This window comes from Gordonibacter sp. 28C (assembly GCF_003339845.1).
Classification (GTDB): domain Bacteria; phylum Actinomycetota; class Coriobacteriia; order Coriobacteriales; family Eggerthellaceae; genus Gordonibacter.
This window is the reverse complement of the sequence record NZ_PPTR01000002.1, coordinates 344137-360304: the sequence shown is the minus strand read 5'-3', so window position 1 is coordinate 360304 and position 16168 is coordinate 344137. Positions and strand designations below refer to the sequence as shown.

13 protein-coding genes are annotated in these 16168 nt (G+C 58.6%); 12 read left to right on the top strand and 1 reads right to left on the bottom strand.

Annotation, left to right across the window (positions count from 1 at the left end):
- Positions 1 to 39: 39 nt before the first annotated feature.
- From C1878_RS03850 to C1878_RS03800, 12 genes are all read left to right on the top strand, one after another.
- Positions 40 to 1128 carry a DegT/DnrJ/EryC1/StrS aminotransferase family protein gene (locus C1878_RS03850; protein WP_114600376.1) on the top strand — a complete coding sequence of 363 codons (1089 nt, stop codon included), beginning with the start codon at positions 40 to 42 and terminating at the stop codon, positions 1126 to 1128.
- Positions 1116 to 2363: an acetyl-CoA carboxylase biotin carboxylase subunit family protein gene (locus tag C1878_RS03845; protein ID WP_158539712.1), complete on the top strand. Its 1248-nt coding sequence runs from the start codon at positions 1116 to 1118 to the stop codon at positions 2361 to 2363. The genes C1878_RS03850 and C1878_RS03845 overlap by 13 nt, the downstream gene beginning before the upstream one ends.
- 3 nt (positions 2364 to 2366) lie before the next feature.
- A complete protein-coding gene (locus tag C1878_RS03840) occupies positions 2367 to 3686 on the top strand; it encodes a phenylacetate--CoA ligase family protein (protein WP_114600374.1) in 1320 nt (439 codons plus the stop codon).
- Between the two features lie 9 nt (positions 3687 to 3695).
- A complete protein-coding gene (locus C1878_RS03835) occupies positions 3696 to 4487 on the top strand; it encodes a sugar transferase (protein ID WP_114600373.1) in 792 nt (263 codons plus the stop codon).
- A gap of 121 nt (positions 4488 to 4608) precedes the next feature.
- Positions 4609 to 5802: an acetyl-CoA carboxylase biotin carboxylase subunit family protein gene (locus tag C1878_RS03830; RefSeq protein ID WP_158539711.1), complete on the top strand. Its 1194-nt coding sequence runs from the start codon at positions 4609 to 4611 to the stop codon at positions 5800 to 5802.
- Positions 5803 to 5809: 7 nt separating this feature from the next.
- Positions 5810 to 6712 carry an NAD(P)-dependent oxidoreductase gene (locus tag C1878_RS03825; RefSeq protein WP_114600371.1) on the top strand — a complete coding sequence of 301 codons (903 nt, stop codon included), beginning with the start codon at positions 5810 to 5812 and terminating at the stop codon, positions 6710 to 6712.
- The gene (locus tag C1878_RS03820) at positions 6705 to 8018 is read left to right on the top strand and encodes an O-antigen ligase (protein WP_158539710.1); all 1314 of its coding nucleotides are present in this window, start codon (positions 6705 to 6707) and stop codon (positions 8016 to 8018) included. Before C1878_RS03825 ends, C1878_RS03820 begins: the two co-directional genes overlap by 8 nt.
- Complete coding sequence (locus tag C1878_RS03815) at positions 8008 to 9432, top strand: lipopolysaccharide biosynthesis protein (RefSeq protein WP_114600369.1); 1425 nt, start codon at positions 8008 to 8010, stop codon at positions 9430 to 9432. The genes C1878_RS03820 and C1878_RS03815 overlap by 11 nt, the downstream gene beginning before the upstream one ends.
- A 26-nt stretch (positions 9433 to 9458) precedes the next feature.
- Positions 9459 to 9668: a hypothetical protein gene (locus C1878_RS16425; RefSeq protein ID WP_147272900.1), complete on the top strand. Its 210-nt coding sequence runs from the start codon at positions 9459 to 9461 to the stop codon at positions 9666 to 9668.
- A 153-nt stretch (positions 9669 to 9821) separates the two neighbouring features.
- Complete coding sequence (locus tag C1878_RS16710; RefSeq protein WP_199519281.1) at positions 9822 to 9986, top strand: hypothetical protein; 165 nt, start codon at positions 9822 to 9824, stop codon at positions 9984 to 9986.
- A 280-nt stretch (positions 9987 to 10266) separates the two neighbouring features.
- A complete protein-coding gene (locus C1878_RS03805) occupies positions 10267 to 12351 on the top strand; it encodes a hypothetical protein (RefSeq protein ID WP_114600368.1) in 2085 nt (694 codons plus the stop codon).
- Positions 12352 to 12477: 126 nt separating this feature from the next.
- Positions 12478 to 14613, top strand: coding sequence for an NB-ARC domain-containing protein (locus tag C1878_RS03800; protein WP_369833496.1), 2136 nt, complete (start codon positions 12478 to 12480; stop codon positions 14611 to 14613).
- On the opposite strand, the gene C1878_RS03795 is transcribed toward C1878_RS03800, so the two are convergent.
- On the bottom strand, positions 14591 to 16147 hold the full coding sequence (locus tag C1878_RS03795; protein ID WP_114600366.1) for a hypothetical protein: 1557 nt from the start codon (positions 16145 to 16147) through the stop codon (positions 14591 to 14593). The two genes, C1878_RS03800 and C1878_RS03795, sit on opposite strands and share 23 nt — an antisense overlap.
- Between the last annotated feature and the right edge of the window lie 21 nt (positions 16148 to 16168).

Here is a 16168-nt window from a genome sequence, read left to right as displayed (position 1 = left end):
GTGGCCGAGCGGAATAGGATACTTGTCACGCGTCCTTCGATGCCCTCCTTTGAGGAATACTGCGACGAGATACGCGATCTGTGGGATACGCTTTGGCTGACGAATCGCGGTGTCAAGCACAGGCAGCTCGAAGACATGATCCAGGAGTACTTGGGCGTCGAATACATGACGCTGTTCGTCAACGGCCACAGCGCCCTGGAGTGCATACTCGAGACCATGGAGCTCGGAAGGGACGGCCGGAACGAGGTCATCACCACTCCGTTCACCTTCGCCAGCACCATTCATGCCATCGTTCGCAAGGGTTTAAAGCCCGTTTTCTGCGACATAAAACCCGATGACTTCACTATCGATCCCGACAAGATAGAGGCATTGGTCACCCCGAGGACGTGCGCAATCCTCCCCGTGCACGTGTACGGCAACGTTTGCGATGTCGATGCCATCGGATCCATCGTCCGTGAGCACGATTTGAAGGTGGTCTACGATGCCGCGCATGCGTTCGGCGTCCTCAAAGACGGTGTCGGTGTCGGCAGCTTCGGCGACGCCTCCATGTTCAGCTTCCACGCCACAAAGGTGTTCCACACCATAGAAGGGGGCGCCATCGCCCATTCTGACAGCCTGCTGTGCGACAAGCTTGCCCAGTGGCGCAACTTCGGCATCACTGGCACCGAAAGCGTGGAGTACGTTGGAGGAAACTCGAAGATGAACGAGTTCGCTGCTGCAATGGGCATCTGCAACCTCCGCCATATCGATGTCGAGATAGCGAAGCGCAAGGCGGTTGCGGAACGTTACTGGGCGAACCTGGAGGGCGTCCCCGGCATACAGTTCTGCAAACCCAAGCCCAACGTCCGGCATAACTACGCCTACATGCCGGTCCTCTTCGATCCCTCCGCGTTCGGCGCGACACGCGACGACGTGCTCGAAGCCTTGGCCGCAGAGGGCATCGGCGCCCGCAAGTACTTCTACCCGATCGCCAGCGATTTCGAATGCTATAGAAGCGAGCACGACTCTTCCGAAACGCCCGTCGCCAAATGGGCGGGCGACCGTATTCTCGCCCTTCCCATCTACGCGGATCTAGCCTTGGACGACGTCGATCGAATCTGCGCCGTAGTGAGGAAGTGCGCGAATTGATTCCGGACGCAAGAAGGGCGCTGCTTCTGCTGGGGGGCTCCCGGCAGCAGGTGGTCGCCATCGAGGTTGCCAGGAAATGCGGGTATCGTACGGTATTGTGCGACTACTTGGAGGACAATCCCGGGCGGCATTATGCGGACTCGTTCCATCTCGTGAGCACGGTGGATCGCGAGGCGGTGCTCGAGGTGGCCAGGAGGGAGGAGGTCGAAGGCGTGATAGCCTACTCCTCCGATCCCGCCAGTCCTACGGCGGCTTATGTGGCCGAACGGTTGGGCATGCTCACAAACCCGTTGGCGGCGGTTGAGATCATGAGCACGAAGAGCTTGTTCAGGAGGCACCTGCACGAAGTCGGATTGCCCTGCCCCTTAGCCGCGAGTTTCGAAGCTGGCGCGAGCGCGGCCGAAGTGGAGTGCTTGGTGGAGGGATTCCGGTGGCCTCTCGTCGTGAAGCCCACCGACTCCTCGGGGTCAAAGGGAGTGAGCGTGGTGACCGAACCCACGCAGATGCCTGCCGCTTTGGAGCACGCCGGCGCCAATAGCCGCAACGGAATCCTGATCGCCGAGGAGTACATCGAGCGGGCATTCCCCAATGTCGTGGGCGGCGATATCTTCGTCGTCGACGGCATGATCCGCTTCTGGGGGTTGATGCGCTGCCTTCGCGATTCGAAAGCGAGTCTGGTTCCGGTCGGCAAAGCCATTCCGTCCGGGCTTTCCGAAGGGCAGCTCTCGAAGGTCAAGGAAACCCTCCAGCTGCTGGTCTCCAGTCTGGGTATTCGCTTCGGCGAGCTGAACGTTGAGGTCATCATAGGGGACGGCGATGTGCCTTATGTGCTGGAGCTGGGCAGCCGCGCGGGAGGCAACATGATTCCCGTCCAGTTGGGCGATGCGAGCGGCATCGACCTTGTGCGCGCCAACGTCATGTGCGCCATGGGGGACGATCCGGGTGGCATTTCGTGGGACCCCGAGGACGTTTATTTCGCCACGCATGTGCTTCACACGCTGAAAGACGGGACATACGAAGGATATGAACTCTCCGCTGCAGCGGAGGTTGCATGTTACCGGGAGGTCGTCTACCAGGAAGCAGGTGCTCCCGTGCATCACTTCGACGGGGCAAACAAAGCTCTCGGTATCCTGTTCTTCGAATTTGAAAAACAAGAATCGTTCGAGGATTACATTGCCAACACGAGCAATCACGTAAGGGTAATGGTTGATTCCAGCACGGACGGCAGGAAGTAGATTATGGGCTTCAACGCATTCGTCAAGCGTCATGCGTATTGGTTTAATGACTGGCGACGAGGAGGAATCGTACGCAAGGGCTTCGACGACATTGAGGCTGTTCTGGGCAATTACGAAACCGGCAGGCGAATCCAGCGCCAAAGGCTGCACGATCTGCTGAGCTACGCTTCGTCCCATACCCGATTTTATCGCGAGTACGCCGGCAAGGAGGATGACCTCTCCCAATGGCCGGTTCTCAACAAAACCGACTTTATCGAACACTACGACGCGCACTGCGTGGTGGAGGGTGACATTCCTGGGCAAGATGGACGTCCGGTCCACCTTCAGAAAACCGGCGGCTCCACAGGCGTTTCCTTCGCGGTGCCCCAGGACTTTCTCAAGCGCCAACGCCGCATTTCCGAAATCAAGTGGTTCAACGAGCTGAACGGATTCAAGTCCCATGAGAAACTCTGTCACTGCCGTGTCTGGACCCAGTGGCAGAACAAATCAAAATGGCAAACTTTCAAAGAAAACATCTACGCCTTCAATGTGGAGCACATGGGCGACGACACCATCGAGGAGCTGATATCGCTCATCGAGCGCGAAAGGATTGAAGTTCTACGGGGGTATGCCAGCTGGCACCGCACCTTGGCCGAATACTTTGCCAGCGGCAAAGGCGATCCGAGAAGGCTCTCCACGCTTAAACTGATCATCTCCGAATCCGACACCCTCGATGAGCGCACGCGCGCCATTATCGAAGAGTATCTGGATTGCCCCATCATCGACAGTTACGGCAACGAGGAGAACGGCACGTTCGGATACCAAAGAGTCGATTCGACCGATTTCGTTTTGAACCATGCCGGCTACGTCATCGAGGTGCTCGACTTCGACGAGGATCGTCCGGTTGAGCGAGGACAGATGGGCCGCCTCGTCGTGACGGATCTCTTCAACCATGCATTTCCCATGATCCGCTACGATACGGGCGATGTCTGCGTGCTTTCCGACGGGGAAGGCGAATGGCCGGTTATGAGCAAGCTGTTTGGGCGCCGCCTGGATATCGTCTACGACACGAAAGGTGATCCTGTTCAGCCGATGGTGTTCTCTCGCGTGCTCAAGAACTATCCGAAAATTATGCAATGGCAGTTCGCGCAGGTCGGGGAAACCGACTATGCGCTCAGGCTCTGCTTGCGCGACGGTGAGGATTTGGAGGCCATAAGAAAGCAGATGCTTGCAACATTGGGCGATGACGCAAACGTAAAGTTTGAGATGGTGGACGATATCCCAGTCCTGCGTTCCGGGAAGAAGAAGCCCGTTGTGCAGGAGTGGGAGAAGAGGGGGCGGTAAAGTATCTCCATGCTGCGGGACGAATTGACAAAAGCCCAACGTTGGGAAATAGCAGACGCTCTTGCCGCCGACAGGCTCCCCTCCATTAACAGCAAGCTCGAGGACGTGCATCCCAGCACGACGTTCTACGCTAGATATGGCAAGCGGGCCGTGGATATCATCGTATCTGGGATCGCGCTCATCGCCACCTTGCCCGTCAACCTTGTCATCGGCGTCGTTACGTTTTTCGACCTGGGTCGGCCGATCTTTTTCAAGCAACGGCGCGTGGGCCGAAATGCAGAGCTTTTTACCATCATCAAGTTTCGGAACATGCGCAACACCACCGACGAAAATGGGGAGCTGTTCCCCTCGAAGGATCGGGTAACGAAATTCGGGAAGTTTGTTCGAAAGACTTCATTGGACGAGCTGCTCAACTTCTGGAGCGTTTTCAAGGGGGATATGAGCATAATCGGACCGCGTCCTCTGGTTCCCGAATATGTCGGACGCTATAACAAACGTCACAGGATGAGGTTAGCGGTGCGACCTGGGCTCGAGTGCCCTCCGAGGGAATTGCCCGATCATGTATGGACATGGCAGGAGCAGCTCGACAACGATGTTTGGTACGTCGAAAACGTGAGTTTCAAGGTCGATTGCAGGATGTTCGCTAATCTGGTCAGGTTTGCGCTCGACTCGAAAAGCGCGAACGCCCGATCGACTTCCAAAAGGGGAACGTTCATGGGGTACGACGAGAACGGCTCCGCCATCAACCTGGATGGGGTTCCCGTTGAATACGCGGAAAAGATCCTGTCCGGATCCCGTTAGAAAGGTTGCCATTCCTCCTATGAAGAACAGCCGCCGATTCCAAGGCAAAACGCTGCTGGTCCTTGGATCCAACATTACCGCCGATGACTCGGTTGAGTACGCACGCCAAAGTGGAGCACACGTGATCGTGGCCGACTGGAACGATGTGGCCAGCTCCAAGGCAAAACAAAAGGCAGACGAGGCGCTTCCGATTTCTACGGGGGATTTCGAAGAGCTATGCAGGCTCGTGGAAGAACGCGACGTGTCGGGGATCTTCGCGGGGGTTAGCGGCTTCAATCTCAACCAGGCCCGTCGGCTCTGCGAAAAGTACGACATGCCTTTCTACTTCACCGAGGATCAATGGCGTGCCGTCAATACGAAAGGGGGATTTCGAGAGCTCTGCATAAAATTTGGAGTTCCCTGCCCGAGGACGTATTACATCGGCGACTCCGTGGCGGATATACCATGGGAGGACCTTCGATTTCCCGTGGTGACGAAGCCGGTCGACGGGAGCTCCTCGAGCGGCGTGTTCATATGCAAAGACCCCGAGCAACTCGAGAAACGCGCGACGGAAGACATCGGCCTTTCCCCGACGGGAAGCATCATCGTGGAGGAATTCGTCGAAGGAGACGAGTTCACCGCTCACTACACGATCCACAAAGGGAAGGCTACATTGTCGTGCGTTGACAATCGATATCCCGTTGCAATTCACCAGGGGGATGTCACGACCATCCCGGTTGGGAGGATCTTTCCGAGTTTGTTTCTGGACGACTACATACGGCAGGTCGACGAAGCCATGACCCGGCTTTGCGAGGGCATAGGCTTGACGGAAGGGGTGCTCTTCATCCAGGGACTGTTCGACGGCGAGAGGTTCGCGATATTCGAAGCAGGGCTGAGGAGCGCGGGCGAGGCTCCGTATCGCTTTTTGGATAAAGTGAACGGGGTGAACTATCTGCATCTTCTGGTCGATCACGCCCTCGGTGTCGAGGTGGATTACGACCCCGGAGCTGAGGATCCCTATCTGGGCGGCAAGTGCTGCGGTGTCGTCTCGTTTGTCGCAAGGGGCGGAGTAGTGGGGGCTATAGAGGGCTTAGAGGACGCGGTTGCGAGAACGAAGAGCGTCATAGAATACGAAAGTCGCTATCCTGTCGGGTCCACGGTTCCGGATGGAGACACCCTCCACCAACTCATGATACGGTTCGTCATGATTTGCGACAGCCGGGATCAGATGGCTCGTGATATCGAATACCTGAACGGCCACGTGAACGCGTTCGATTCCAACGGAAACGACATGGTCGTGAAAATGGATCCTCGAAGGGTCTACGGAATTGAATAGGCATGGCATGAGGGTGATCCTCACTGGCGCCGGTGGTTTTTTGGGAACCGAGGTACTGCGGCAGCTGAAGGACAGGCAAGACGTGACGGTGATCGCCGTTTCGAGCAAGCCCTCGCTTGCGGCAAGCGAGGAGCTGGAGGGCATCACACTCGTGGCACCCGACCGCCTGCTTGGTGAACCGACGCTCATGCGGGATGCGGACGTCCTTTTAAACTGCGCTTTTCCGCGCGGTGCAGATGGGGAAAGCCTGGCCTCTGGCATGAAGTTTCTGGACGGCCTTTTCTCAGGGGCTGCCCAGGCCGATGTGAGGGCCGTTGTGAACGTGTCCTCGCAAAGCGTCTACAGCCAGCATAGGGTGGAGCCTGCTGACGAGCAGACGCCGCTGTGTCTGGAGAGCAAGTACGCTGTGGCCAAATACGCTTCGGAACTGATGCTCGGGGCGCACTGCTCCGATATCCCGCACACCAACATTCGCATGGCGAGCCTGATTGGTCCGGGATTCGACGAGCGCGTGGTCAACAAGATGGCGCGTAAAGCCTTGCTGGGCGATGATCTAGCGGTCGCCGAAAACGGCAGTCGCTTCGGCTTTCTCGACGTCAGAGATGCCGCAAACGCTTTGCTGACGCTGATGGGGTCGGATTCCGCGATGTGGCGTCGCGAGTACGTGCTCGGTTCAGACGATTGCTATACGTTGACATGCATAGCCGAAGCCGTGATTGCTTCGGTTTCGCGCACGACCGGGACTTCTTGCAGAATGACGGTTCGAGAGTCGGACGCCCCTTCCGTGAGATCTCCTTGTTGCAGCGATGCTTTTAGCCAAGACACAGGATGGGTCCAGCAGTATCCTCTTTCGGAAACGGTTGATCGTATCGTCAAGTCGGTGGCTGAAGGGGTGCGCGAGGATGCTTAGCAGACATGCGCCGGAAAACGAGACGATCCCGGCGCATGAGGAGGGGTTGCTTCTTTGGACGTTCTCTCTGTTCTTCTGCAACGATCCGGTCCGGAAAGCTGCGGAGTTCGTTTTCGGATTGGCGAACCTGCCTGGTGCGGACATCTTCTCGGTATTGGTGGTCTATGCGCCTCTCTTGTTTGCATTGATTGAGAGGGCGAGGCGAGGCGAGGCGTCCGTGCATCTGGGTTTTCCCTTCTTATTTTGTACCATAGTGGGGATATTGGCCGTCACCTTAACCGTTCACCCCGAGTATTCTTCAAAGGTGTTTCAAGAGGGCTGGCAGTACAACTTCGTCGACTCGGTTCTCTATCCGCTGACCGGTCTGTACGCTTTCGCCGTCGTCTTGGCGACAAGGAAACCGGAGACCATCTTCAAAGGGCTTCAGTTGGCTGCTCTGCTATGTTTCGCCTATGGGATTGTTCGCTTCGCGGTTGCTTTTGAGCGTGGATATTGGGAGGCCTATATCCAGACCGGTGCATTGGTTCATCGAAGCTACAGCCTTGGCTTTGGGTACGATATGCTGTTTTGCGCAATCGTGTTCATGCTGCTATCTTTCAAGGGTGTGCGCAAGTCCTTGAATATCACGCTGGCCATTCTCACCGTAGGAATGATTCTTGTTGCGGGAAACCGTGCGCCCCTGGGAATTATCGCGGTTGCATTTCTGGCATTTGGCTTTCGATACGGCAGAATCGAGGGCAGATTCAAGACATCCTACGTTCTCGCGTTTCTCGTGGCTTTTCTAATGATTATTTTCTTTGTATTTGCGTATCGAGACATCCTTGCCTTCCTGTCTGAATGGCTGAATAGGCTCGGGATCGGTTCTCGATCGATAGATGCGCTCATTCAAGGGTCCTTTTCCGATGATAACGGACGCGAAAGCATCTATGCCTTTGCCACCAAGCTGATAGAAGAAGGACCGTTCTTCGGTTATGGGTTGTATGGCGACCGATATTATCTGGGGCAACTTTTCTATTGGGGATATCCCCACAACATTGTTTACGAGCTGCAGATCACGTTTGGGGCAATACCCGGCGCGATGGTTTTCTGCCTGCTCATCATCTATGTTGTGCACGGCTATGTCGTGGCGGAATCGCCCGAATACAAGGATCTCATCTTGTTGTTCACTCTCTTGAGCTTGAAGCTCGCCGTGTCGGTCTCCTATCTTTACACTGATTCCTTCTGGGCTCTTCTTGCGGTGGTCTACCTGGTGTCGCTCAAAAACAGGAAAACTCGTTCCTCAGAAGGAAAGATCCATGGCTGCTGACATCGAAGGTAAGGCCAAGGCGGCCGGGAGGTCGGCAGTTTGGTATACGGCCGCAACCTTCCTGACGAAGGGCCTGGGATTCATCACTATCCCGATCTTCACCCGCATAATGACTACGGGGGAGTTCGGCCTCTACAACAACTTCGCAGCATGGCAGGTGATCCTTCTCTCCCTGTTCAGCCTCGAGGGTTATGCGACGCTGAACAGGGCTCGCCTCGACATCCACGGCAAACAGCTCCAGGATTACCAATTCACCCTACTCACAAGCGGGATGGGGCTCACCTTCCTGCTGGCGATGCTCCTGCTCGTCGCCCCGGGCGTCCCTGAGTCGTTGACGGACCTCGACAGGCAATACCTCTACATAATGGTGCTGTACCTGCTGTTCCAACCCGCGTTCACCATGTTCCAGACGTTGCAGAGGGTCCAGTACCGCTACAAGCTGTCGGCAGGGTTGTCGTTGGGCGCATCCTTGCTCGCGACTCTATTGAGCGTCGCGCTCGTGCTCGTCCTGCCCGATGCCCTCATGGGCCGGATCGTCGGCCAGTACGTCCCCTTTGCCGTCCTTGGCATCGGATTCTATCTATGGTATTGGAAGACGGGCGGCAGGTTTCGCCTTGAGCACCTGAAGTACGCAATCCCCCTCTGCGTTCCGCTGGTTATCGCGGCGTTGGGGGGACAGATTCTTCTCCTAGGATGCCGCATCGTCACCCAGCATACGTGCGGTGCCGATCAGGTGGCCTTCCTCAGCCTCGCCACGACTCTTGCCCAGATCGCGCTCATTTTGATCAATGCATTGAACAATGCGTGGGCTCCATGGCTCTATGACTGCCTTGAGGCGGGCGCCTCCGACAAAGCGACGGGTACATTCAAGGTCTATATCTGGGGTATCGCGGTGCTGACGGTGCTCGTGTCGCTCTTCGCTCCCGAGCTCGTCTTGCTCCTGGGAGGCGAAGAGTACGCCCCGACGATCTGGTTGGTGCCCAGCTTCATGGCGAACTGCCTGCTCGGCATGCTCACGAACCAATACGTGTACCTTGAGACCTACCACAAAGACGTTCGTGCCGGGGGAGTAGCCACGCTTCTGCTCGGTTTGCTGAATCTTCCGCTGTGTTGGCTGTTCGTAACGGCTCTCGGCTTCGAGTACGTAGGATATGCCAACATCGTCAGCAATGCGCTTCTCGTGCTTGTCCACAAGATCATCGTGCGAAAGTTCGACTCTCCGGATGTGTTCTCCCTCAAAACCTCCGGACTGCCCCTCTTGGTCGGGCTGACGTCCATGCCCGTCTCCCTTGTGCTATATGCTTGCGAGGTTGATTGGCTGCGGTACGCGCTCATCGCGGCGATCGCATGCCTGGGGGCGATATGGCTGTTCAAGGTCAGGAGCAAAATCTTGCTCGTCGGAAAGGTAAGATAAATGGGTTTTAGAAACAACAGGGGGATTTGGCTAAGAAAATACTTCTGATCTGCAAAGCGCTTCATGAAAGACATTGGTTTGAAATGGAGGCGAAAGGAGACGATATGCCTTTTCTGAAAGAAGCAATGCGCAAGGTGAACGAGCGTTTTCTTGCATTTGTCTTCGTATTTGTGGATGGCTATTCGCTTCGATGCAAATCTCCGCGCCACCAGAAAAAGACGGAAATACCCAGCTAATGGCATCTATGCTGCGAGCTACGATGTGGGATAACTAATCGCGTGCCTACCTGGATTGGACGGCGGGTTCGCACCTCATTTTAATCATGGCACAGGTCGCGAGGGTTTGGGTGAACCTATGCGTGGATCCACGTCGACGACCACTCCTCGGCCGTGTGGGCGATCCTCGAGAGGGGCCGCATCGGCGAGACCTACCTGGTCGGCGCCGACGGGGAGCGCAGCAACGCGGACGTCCTGCGCGCCATCCTCGAGTGCATGGGGGAGGACCCCTCCGCCTTCGACCACGTGCCCGACCGCCCCGGCCACGACCGCCGCTAACGCCATCGACCCCCTCCAAGATCCGCCGCGAGCTCGGCTGGCGCCCCGAGCGCACCGACTTCCTCGCAGGCCTGGCCGAGACGGTGGAGTGGTACCGCGCCAACGAGGGCTGGTGGGCCTCCGCCAAGGACGCCGCCGAGGCGAGGTACGCCGCGCAGGGGCGGTAGCTTTCATCTGTGGGAACTTTGTTCGAGGGATGCTAGTTCGCTCGGACAGAGGTAGTTTTTCTTGAGGAGCCGTTGAGATACGGCCCCGTCGCATCGGGGAAAGAAGGATACACATGGGTGAAGTGCCACAGATGCGTTCCGGTGCGCCAGACGGACGGCTCGCCTCGACCTCTGGAGGGGGAGCAGTGAGCGAGAGGCCCGACGCGAAACCCAACTCTCTCGTGGACGTCCTCCTTCAGGAGCTGGAATCCTGCAGGAGCGACGACCGCGACTCGATGGCACAGATCATCCAGACGATAGTCGTGGTGGTTGCCGCCGTTGCCATTGTGTTTTCGGTTGCGGTCGAGCAGACGGAAAACAGAGGCATGATGCTGTTGTGCTTCGCGCTAACCCTCGCTTTATTCTCGGCGGCGTTCCTCCTCATTCTCTCCAAGGGGATGGTCTCGAGTTTGAGGTATCACTACATGGTGGAACTCGAGCGACGGCTAGCCGAAGAACTCGGTCCTGACGTGGAGTATCTCGGCTGGAGCCAAGTCAGCTCTCCCATCGTCACGCTCAACATCGGGCATATCGAAACCAAGTACACCGCGATGCACTTTGCGAGCATCGTATTGGCCGTGGTTGCCGCCGGTGCGACATGCCTCATGTTCGTCAGCGCATTCTACTTCATGAGCAACGGCGTGCCCTCTTCGTGGCTTTTTCTAGTGACCGTGGCTGCCCTTCCGCCAGTAATCGTGTTCTTCGTGTACTCCTCGTACAAAGGGACGAGCACAACGTCCGAGATGTACGAGCTGTCCAAGAAAAAAGCGCTGAGGAAATACCAAGAGGCCGATCAATCCGCCGAGCAGGACGATTCTTCCCGCAAGAAGATTTCGTCCCGCTTGCCCGGTCTGCTGCTGTACCTGCTCTATCCACGTCCTCAGGATCTCATGAAGGTCCTGTTCGTCGTTGCGGGAGCTCTGGTTGGGATGCAGATCTCCTCTTTGGCTGGGTCCGCGAGCAGTTCTATGACGCCGCTCGACTGGGTGATCCTCCTGGCGGTTGTCGACCTCCTCGGGTACCAGGCGCGCTACCAATGGAACGATATTCGAGGTTACGTGGAAGACTCGCGCAATCCGAAGCACAAAGACCGCGGAAGGCTGGCGGTCTTCAGGGATGAGATGGGATCTGCCCCCATCGCGGCATCTGCGGGGGTGTTGGTCTACCGTTTGCTGCTGGCTGTCGCGATCATTCTCTGCGTGTCCGATATACGTGCGGTCGTCCTAGCCGTCGCACTCGCGGCCATCTTCGTTCTCGCCTTGCTCTACGAGGCGCTGCGGAAGAGGGAGGCCCCCTCGCCGGTCATTTTGCTCGTGGTCTCTCTCGGATATCCCTTGAGGATGTCCGCTGGATTCTTCTTCGCCTACCCCCAGCTCCTCGAACATGCCTTCCCTGCGCTCGTAATTAGCGCGGCGCTCGTGGTCCTGGCGACGATGCTGTTCGGGATCGTTTTCGTGGGGACAACGTGGGCCTTGGAGGGATGGGCTCACTTCGTGGTCAAGGGGCCGAGCGACCTCTACGGCAAGCGGCATGTGCGGTGGCTGGCCGACATGGTGCGCAAGACCCACGGTCTTGAGGACGCGCCGGAGGTGGACGAGGAGGGGGAGCCGATCGATCCCACCCTGCGCTTCCCCTTGACGAAGCGCGATTCCCTGGCACATCCGTGGAATGCGGCCATGCTGGGCTCTGGGCTGCTGCTTATCGCCGCCGCTTGGACGGTGGCCCCCGATCGATGGTTCGTGAGCGCACTCTGCGTTGTCGGCTTGGTTTTGCTTGCCTTCGTGATCGCCTTTCCCGGAAGAACCAAGGCGGGCAGCGTGTTTGGAGGGGCCCTAACAGTGCTCTCGTTGGTGGCGATGGCTTTCTCGGGCTTTGGCACGGAGGCGGGGCTAGCGTCGTTCGAGATGCTGATCTTCTCCGCTTACGTGCTCGTGTTCGCGGCGTTTAGGAGCATGAGTTACGCGATGATGGCGAAGGCTGTGAAGGAATTCGCAGACAAGGCGAAAGGGGCGTGCGAGGCGTTTCTCGTATGGTTCGTGGGGAAGCCGCAGGCGGATTTACTTGCCAAATCAAGAAACGGCGGGAAGCGCGAGGAGCCGGATTCCAATGAGGCTGAGCCGGCGGTCGAGGAGCCTCTAGCCTCACCCAATCACCCATGATTTCCCCCGGCAAACCTCCCACTTCCACCTCCCAAAGCGATACACTGTAAAAAACGACAACGCCGGGTTTCCGCATGGCCTGAGCTCGGCACTCGAACAGATCTCTTACGTGAGGCGAGGTGGGCAGTGGCGGTTGTCTCCGCATCTAACGAAGCAGTCGGCTTGTTCGTGAACTCGCCCGTCTTTCAGGTGAGCATAGCCCGCGCTCCCGCCAGCGGAACCGTCCCCAAAGAGCTGCCCCCTCCGTGCTCGCACTTCGTCGATAGGAACTTTGAGCGCAGCTTGCTGGACAACGCGTGCGAGTCCCGTCTCCCTTCGCCCAACGTGGTCGTGATCAGTGGAATGCCGGGCGTCGGAAAATCCGCCCTGGTCAGCGCATGGGGAAACAAGCAGCGGAAGAGCCGCTTCTTGGACGGGCAACTCTACCTCGATTTATGTCCCACGAGAGAGGGCGGAGCGTCGCCCGTCGCCGACGCGCTTCGGTCCAAGCTCTCGCAGATGGCGGGCCCCGATGCCGTGTCCCATACGCGACCCGCCGATCTGGCGGCCCAATATCGCAGCTTCACGTGCGACAAAGACATCCTCGTAGTCTTGGAGAACGTGTCCAGCTACGCGGACATCGAGCCGTTCATCCCCAACTCGCCCTCGTCGCTCGTGCTCGCAACCAGCTCGAGGACCGACATCGGCTCCCTCGACGCAGATATAACCACCATCCCTCTAGGCGAGCTCGATCAGGACGATGCGTTCGACCTTTTCACTCGAGTGGCGTTTGGCATGTCTGGAGAAAAGGCCTTGCGGGCTCTTCCGCCCGACGAGGCTGAGGGCGTGGCGTCCGTGCTGGAGCATTGCTGCGGGCTGCCCCTGGCCATACGCGCCAGCGCCAACATCCTGCGGCAAGGGGGAGCCCGCTCGGCGGTCGAGCTCCATCGAAGGCTCGTGTGCACTGAGAGCGAGGTGTTCCGCCGCCCCGAGTTGGCCGATGTGTGGAGGGAGTGCTGCAGAGCCCTTGATCAGCGGTGCTTGAGCGCCATTCGCGCGTTCGCCGCGCTGTCGTCGTCCGAGGCCACTCTCGGCACGCTTGCGGCCGTGTGGGGCGTCGGCCCTGTCGATGCGAGGTCCATCGTCGGGGAGCTTCTGGGGTTCGGGTTCGTCTCGCTCGATTCGCCTCCGGACGACAGAGGGCTTTCCCTTGCGAGCGAGGTTTCGCTCCCGCGAGCCATCCGAGCGTACTTGCGAGCCCAGATGGCGGAGGAAGGGTCGCTCGACGGAACCCAGGCAAGCTCCATCACCGCGCTTCTCTCCCATTATCGGGTGCTCGTCCAGGAGCTTGACCACTCGCTGAAACCCGCACGCCTCCGCCTGTACGACAGGATTCCCTCGAACAATCTGGTAAGGGAGCTTCTTGTGGGCAGGACGGAGTTCGAGGTGTTCGAATCGGAGTGCGCCCTTCTGGATTCCATTCCCCGGATCATGGATTTCCTCCCGGCGTCAAACGGGGACGTCTGGGCCATCGGCGACGCGCTCTGGTCGTTCTACAACGGCACCTCCCGCTATCAAGCGGGATACGAGTTGTTCTCAGCGTGCTCGCGGTTGGCGCGCCGGGCAGGAAGCGCGTTGGCGGCTTCGCGCCTGGCCGTCATGGCATCGGGTATGCTGGCAAAGCTCGGAAGAGCTGCCGAAGGGCTCGGGCCCATCGATGCCGCTCTTGCCGAGCACGAAGGGTCGTCAAGACTGGACGTGCTGTCCATGTTCCACGAGTTCCGCGGAATATGCCTGCACGAGCTCGGGCGCTGCCGCGAGGCGGTCGCCGAGTTCTCGGAGGCCCGCGCGGGGAACGAATCGCGAGGCAACAGCCGTGGGTGCTGCCTTCAGGACCTGCTGCTCTCTCGGACATACCGGAAGCTTGCGGAGGCGGGGAAGGCAGAAGAAGCCGCCCGCCGGTCGATCGCGGAGGTCGACCGCGACCGCGACAAGCATACGTATGCGAAAAGCGCGCAGGAGCTCTGCTTCGCGCTAGCCCTAGCCGGAAAGCACGAGGAGGCGATCTCGTTCGGGAAGGAGTCCGCAGAGCTGTTCGCGCAGTTGGGCGAATACCGCAGAGCCTACCGCACGCTCTTCGCGGTCGCCGAATCGCTCCACGCGCTGGGGAAGGACGAGGACGCCGCGTCGGTGGCCGAGGGCGTTCGCGACTACTACGGCAGCATCGGGCTTGATGAGGAACGCGAGCGCGTCGCCCGCTTCATCGACTCTCTTTGCAGGTGACCTTCGAATCGCTTACGGTGAAAAGGGTTTCGGCCACTCGGTAGATTCCGTTGAGGTCGCCTCGCGCCAGGCAATGCGCGAGCAGCGCCCCAATCGTGGCGTGATCGGCGTGCTCCGGCACCTCGAACAACGTCCGTGCGCCGCATCTGTCCGTCAGCCAACCCGTTGTGTCTTGCTGACAGTAGGCGCAACGGGCGAACGGGCTGGCATCGCGCCACCATCCGTCGGCCTCGGGCTTTTCAAGCATCACGCAGGATGCCGATTGGAGCAGCCGGTAGTTCGCCTCTCCCGATGAAGCCGCGAGCAGGGTTGCATCTGAGCGGATGTTCGAGGGGCCTATCGACGCCGGCGTCCTCTTCACGCTGAAGGTGCCGTCGTGCTCGCGGACGAAGCCGACCCAGAACGAGCTCGGCTTTTCTGCGGAGGGCAGCGGCGGCTCCAGGCGCAAGGGAAGTACGGCCGAGCTCGAAGGCTCGATACCCATCAAGCCGTATGCCAATTCGGCGACTTTCCCTAGGGCGTCGTCGACGTGGGAGAAAGCGTTGCCCGACTGCTCGTGCGGGTTGACGCATGGCTGCGGGTCCAGTGCCTTTACGAAGTCGGCGATCTCGCTGACGGACTGAACGATCTCGTTTGCTCCCATTGCCTGCACGATGCTCAACTCGCCGTGCATCTCTTGTTTCGGATAGCTCAACAAGCAGGTGGGAATTCCCAGCATGCTTGCATACGTCGACACGGATCCATGGTCGCCCACAAGGCAGTCGGCGGCGAGCAAGGTGGCCTGCCATCCGCCGTCGAACGGGATCAGTTTCAGTCCGCCGGAGAGAGCGTCTCTCAGCCACGTTTTCACTTGCCAAGGACCATGGCCCATCCATATGTTCGGATGGAGGATCGCCGCAACGGCGTATTCGTCCGCGGGGAGCGACGACAGGAGCTCGGAGAGCACATTGGGGTGTTTCGCAAAGGACGAGTTCTTACCCCATGTGGAAGAGAACACGACCAGCTTCCGTCCTTCGGCGCCGAAGGGTTTTCGGAAATCGTCTCGCCGATGCCGCGCTTGGAGCATTGAGTCGAACACCGGGTCGCCCACCACGCGCGTTTGGCAGCGGCCTTCGAACATCCTCGTTTCGTCTTCAGAAACCAAGCCAACTATGCGAGGGTAATCCGTCCCCGGTCCTTCGTCGAGCCAGTTCGAATGGACGGTGTTCGCGCCGGAGATGGATCGGACGCTGTTGTGCCCGACGCCATGGGAAAGCATGATGACGGGGGCCTTGATTTCGGGAAGCGGATCGAGCGAACTTTCGATGATGGCTAGATCATACGTTTCGAGAACGGCTTCGTTCCAGGGGACGAAGGGGAGCCCCATCCGGTTGATTGCAAGCTCAAGCTCGTTCGAGAAGGTCGATCGCGGTTCCGATATGGTGAAAAGGACCTGAATCCTCGGATCGGAGAAGAGGTGTCTCGCCAAATCCGCCGACCTGACAAGGGTGGTGGGGCTTCTGACCATGACGAGAACGGTTTTCTCGAACGCCACGGTCCTCGGCCCTCCGCCCGG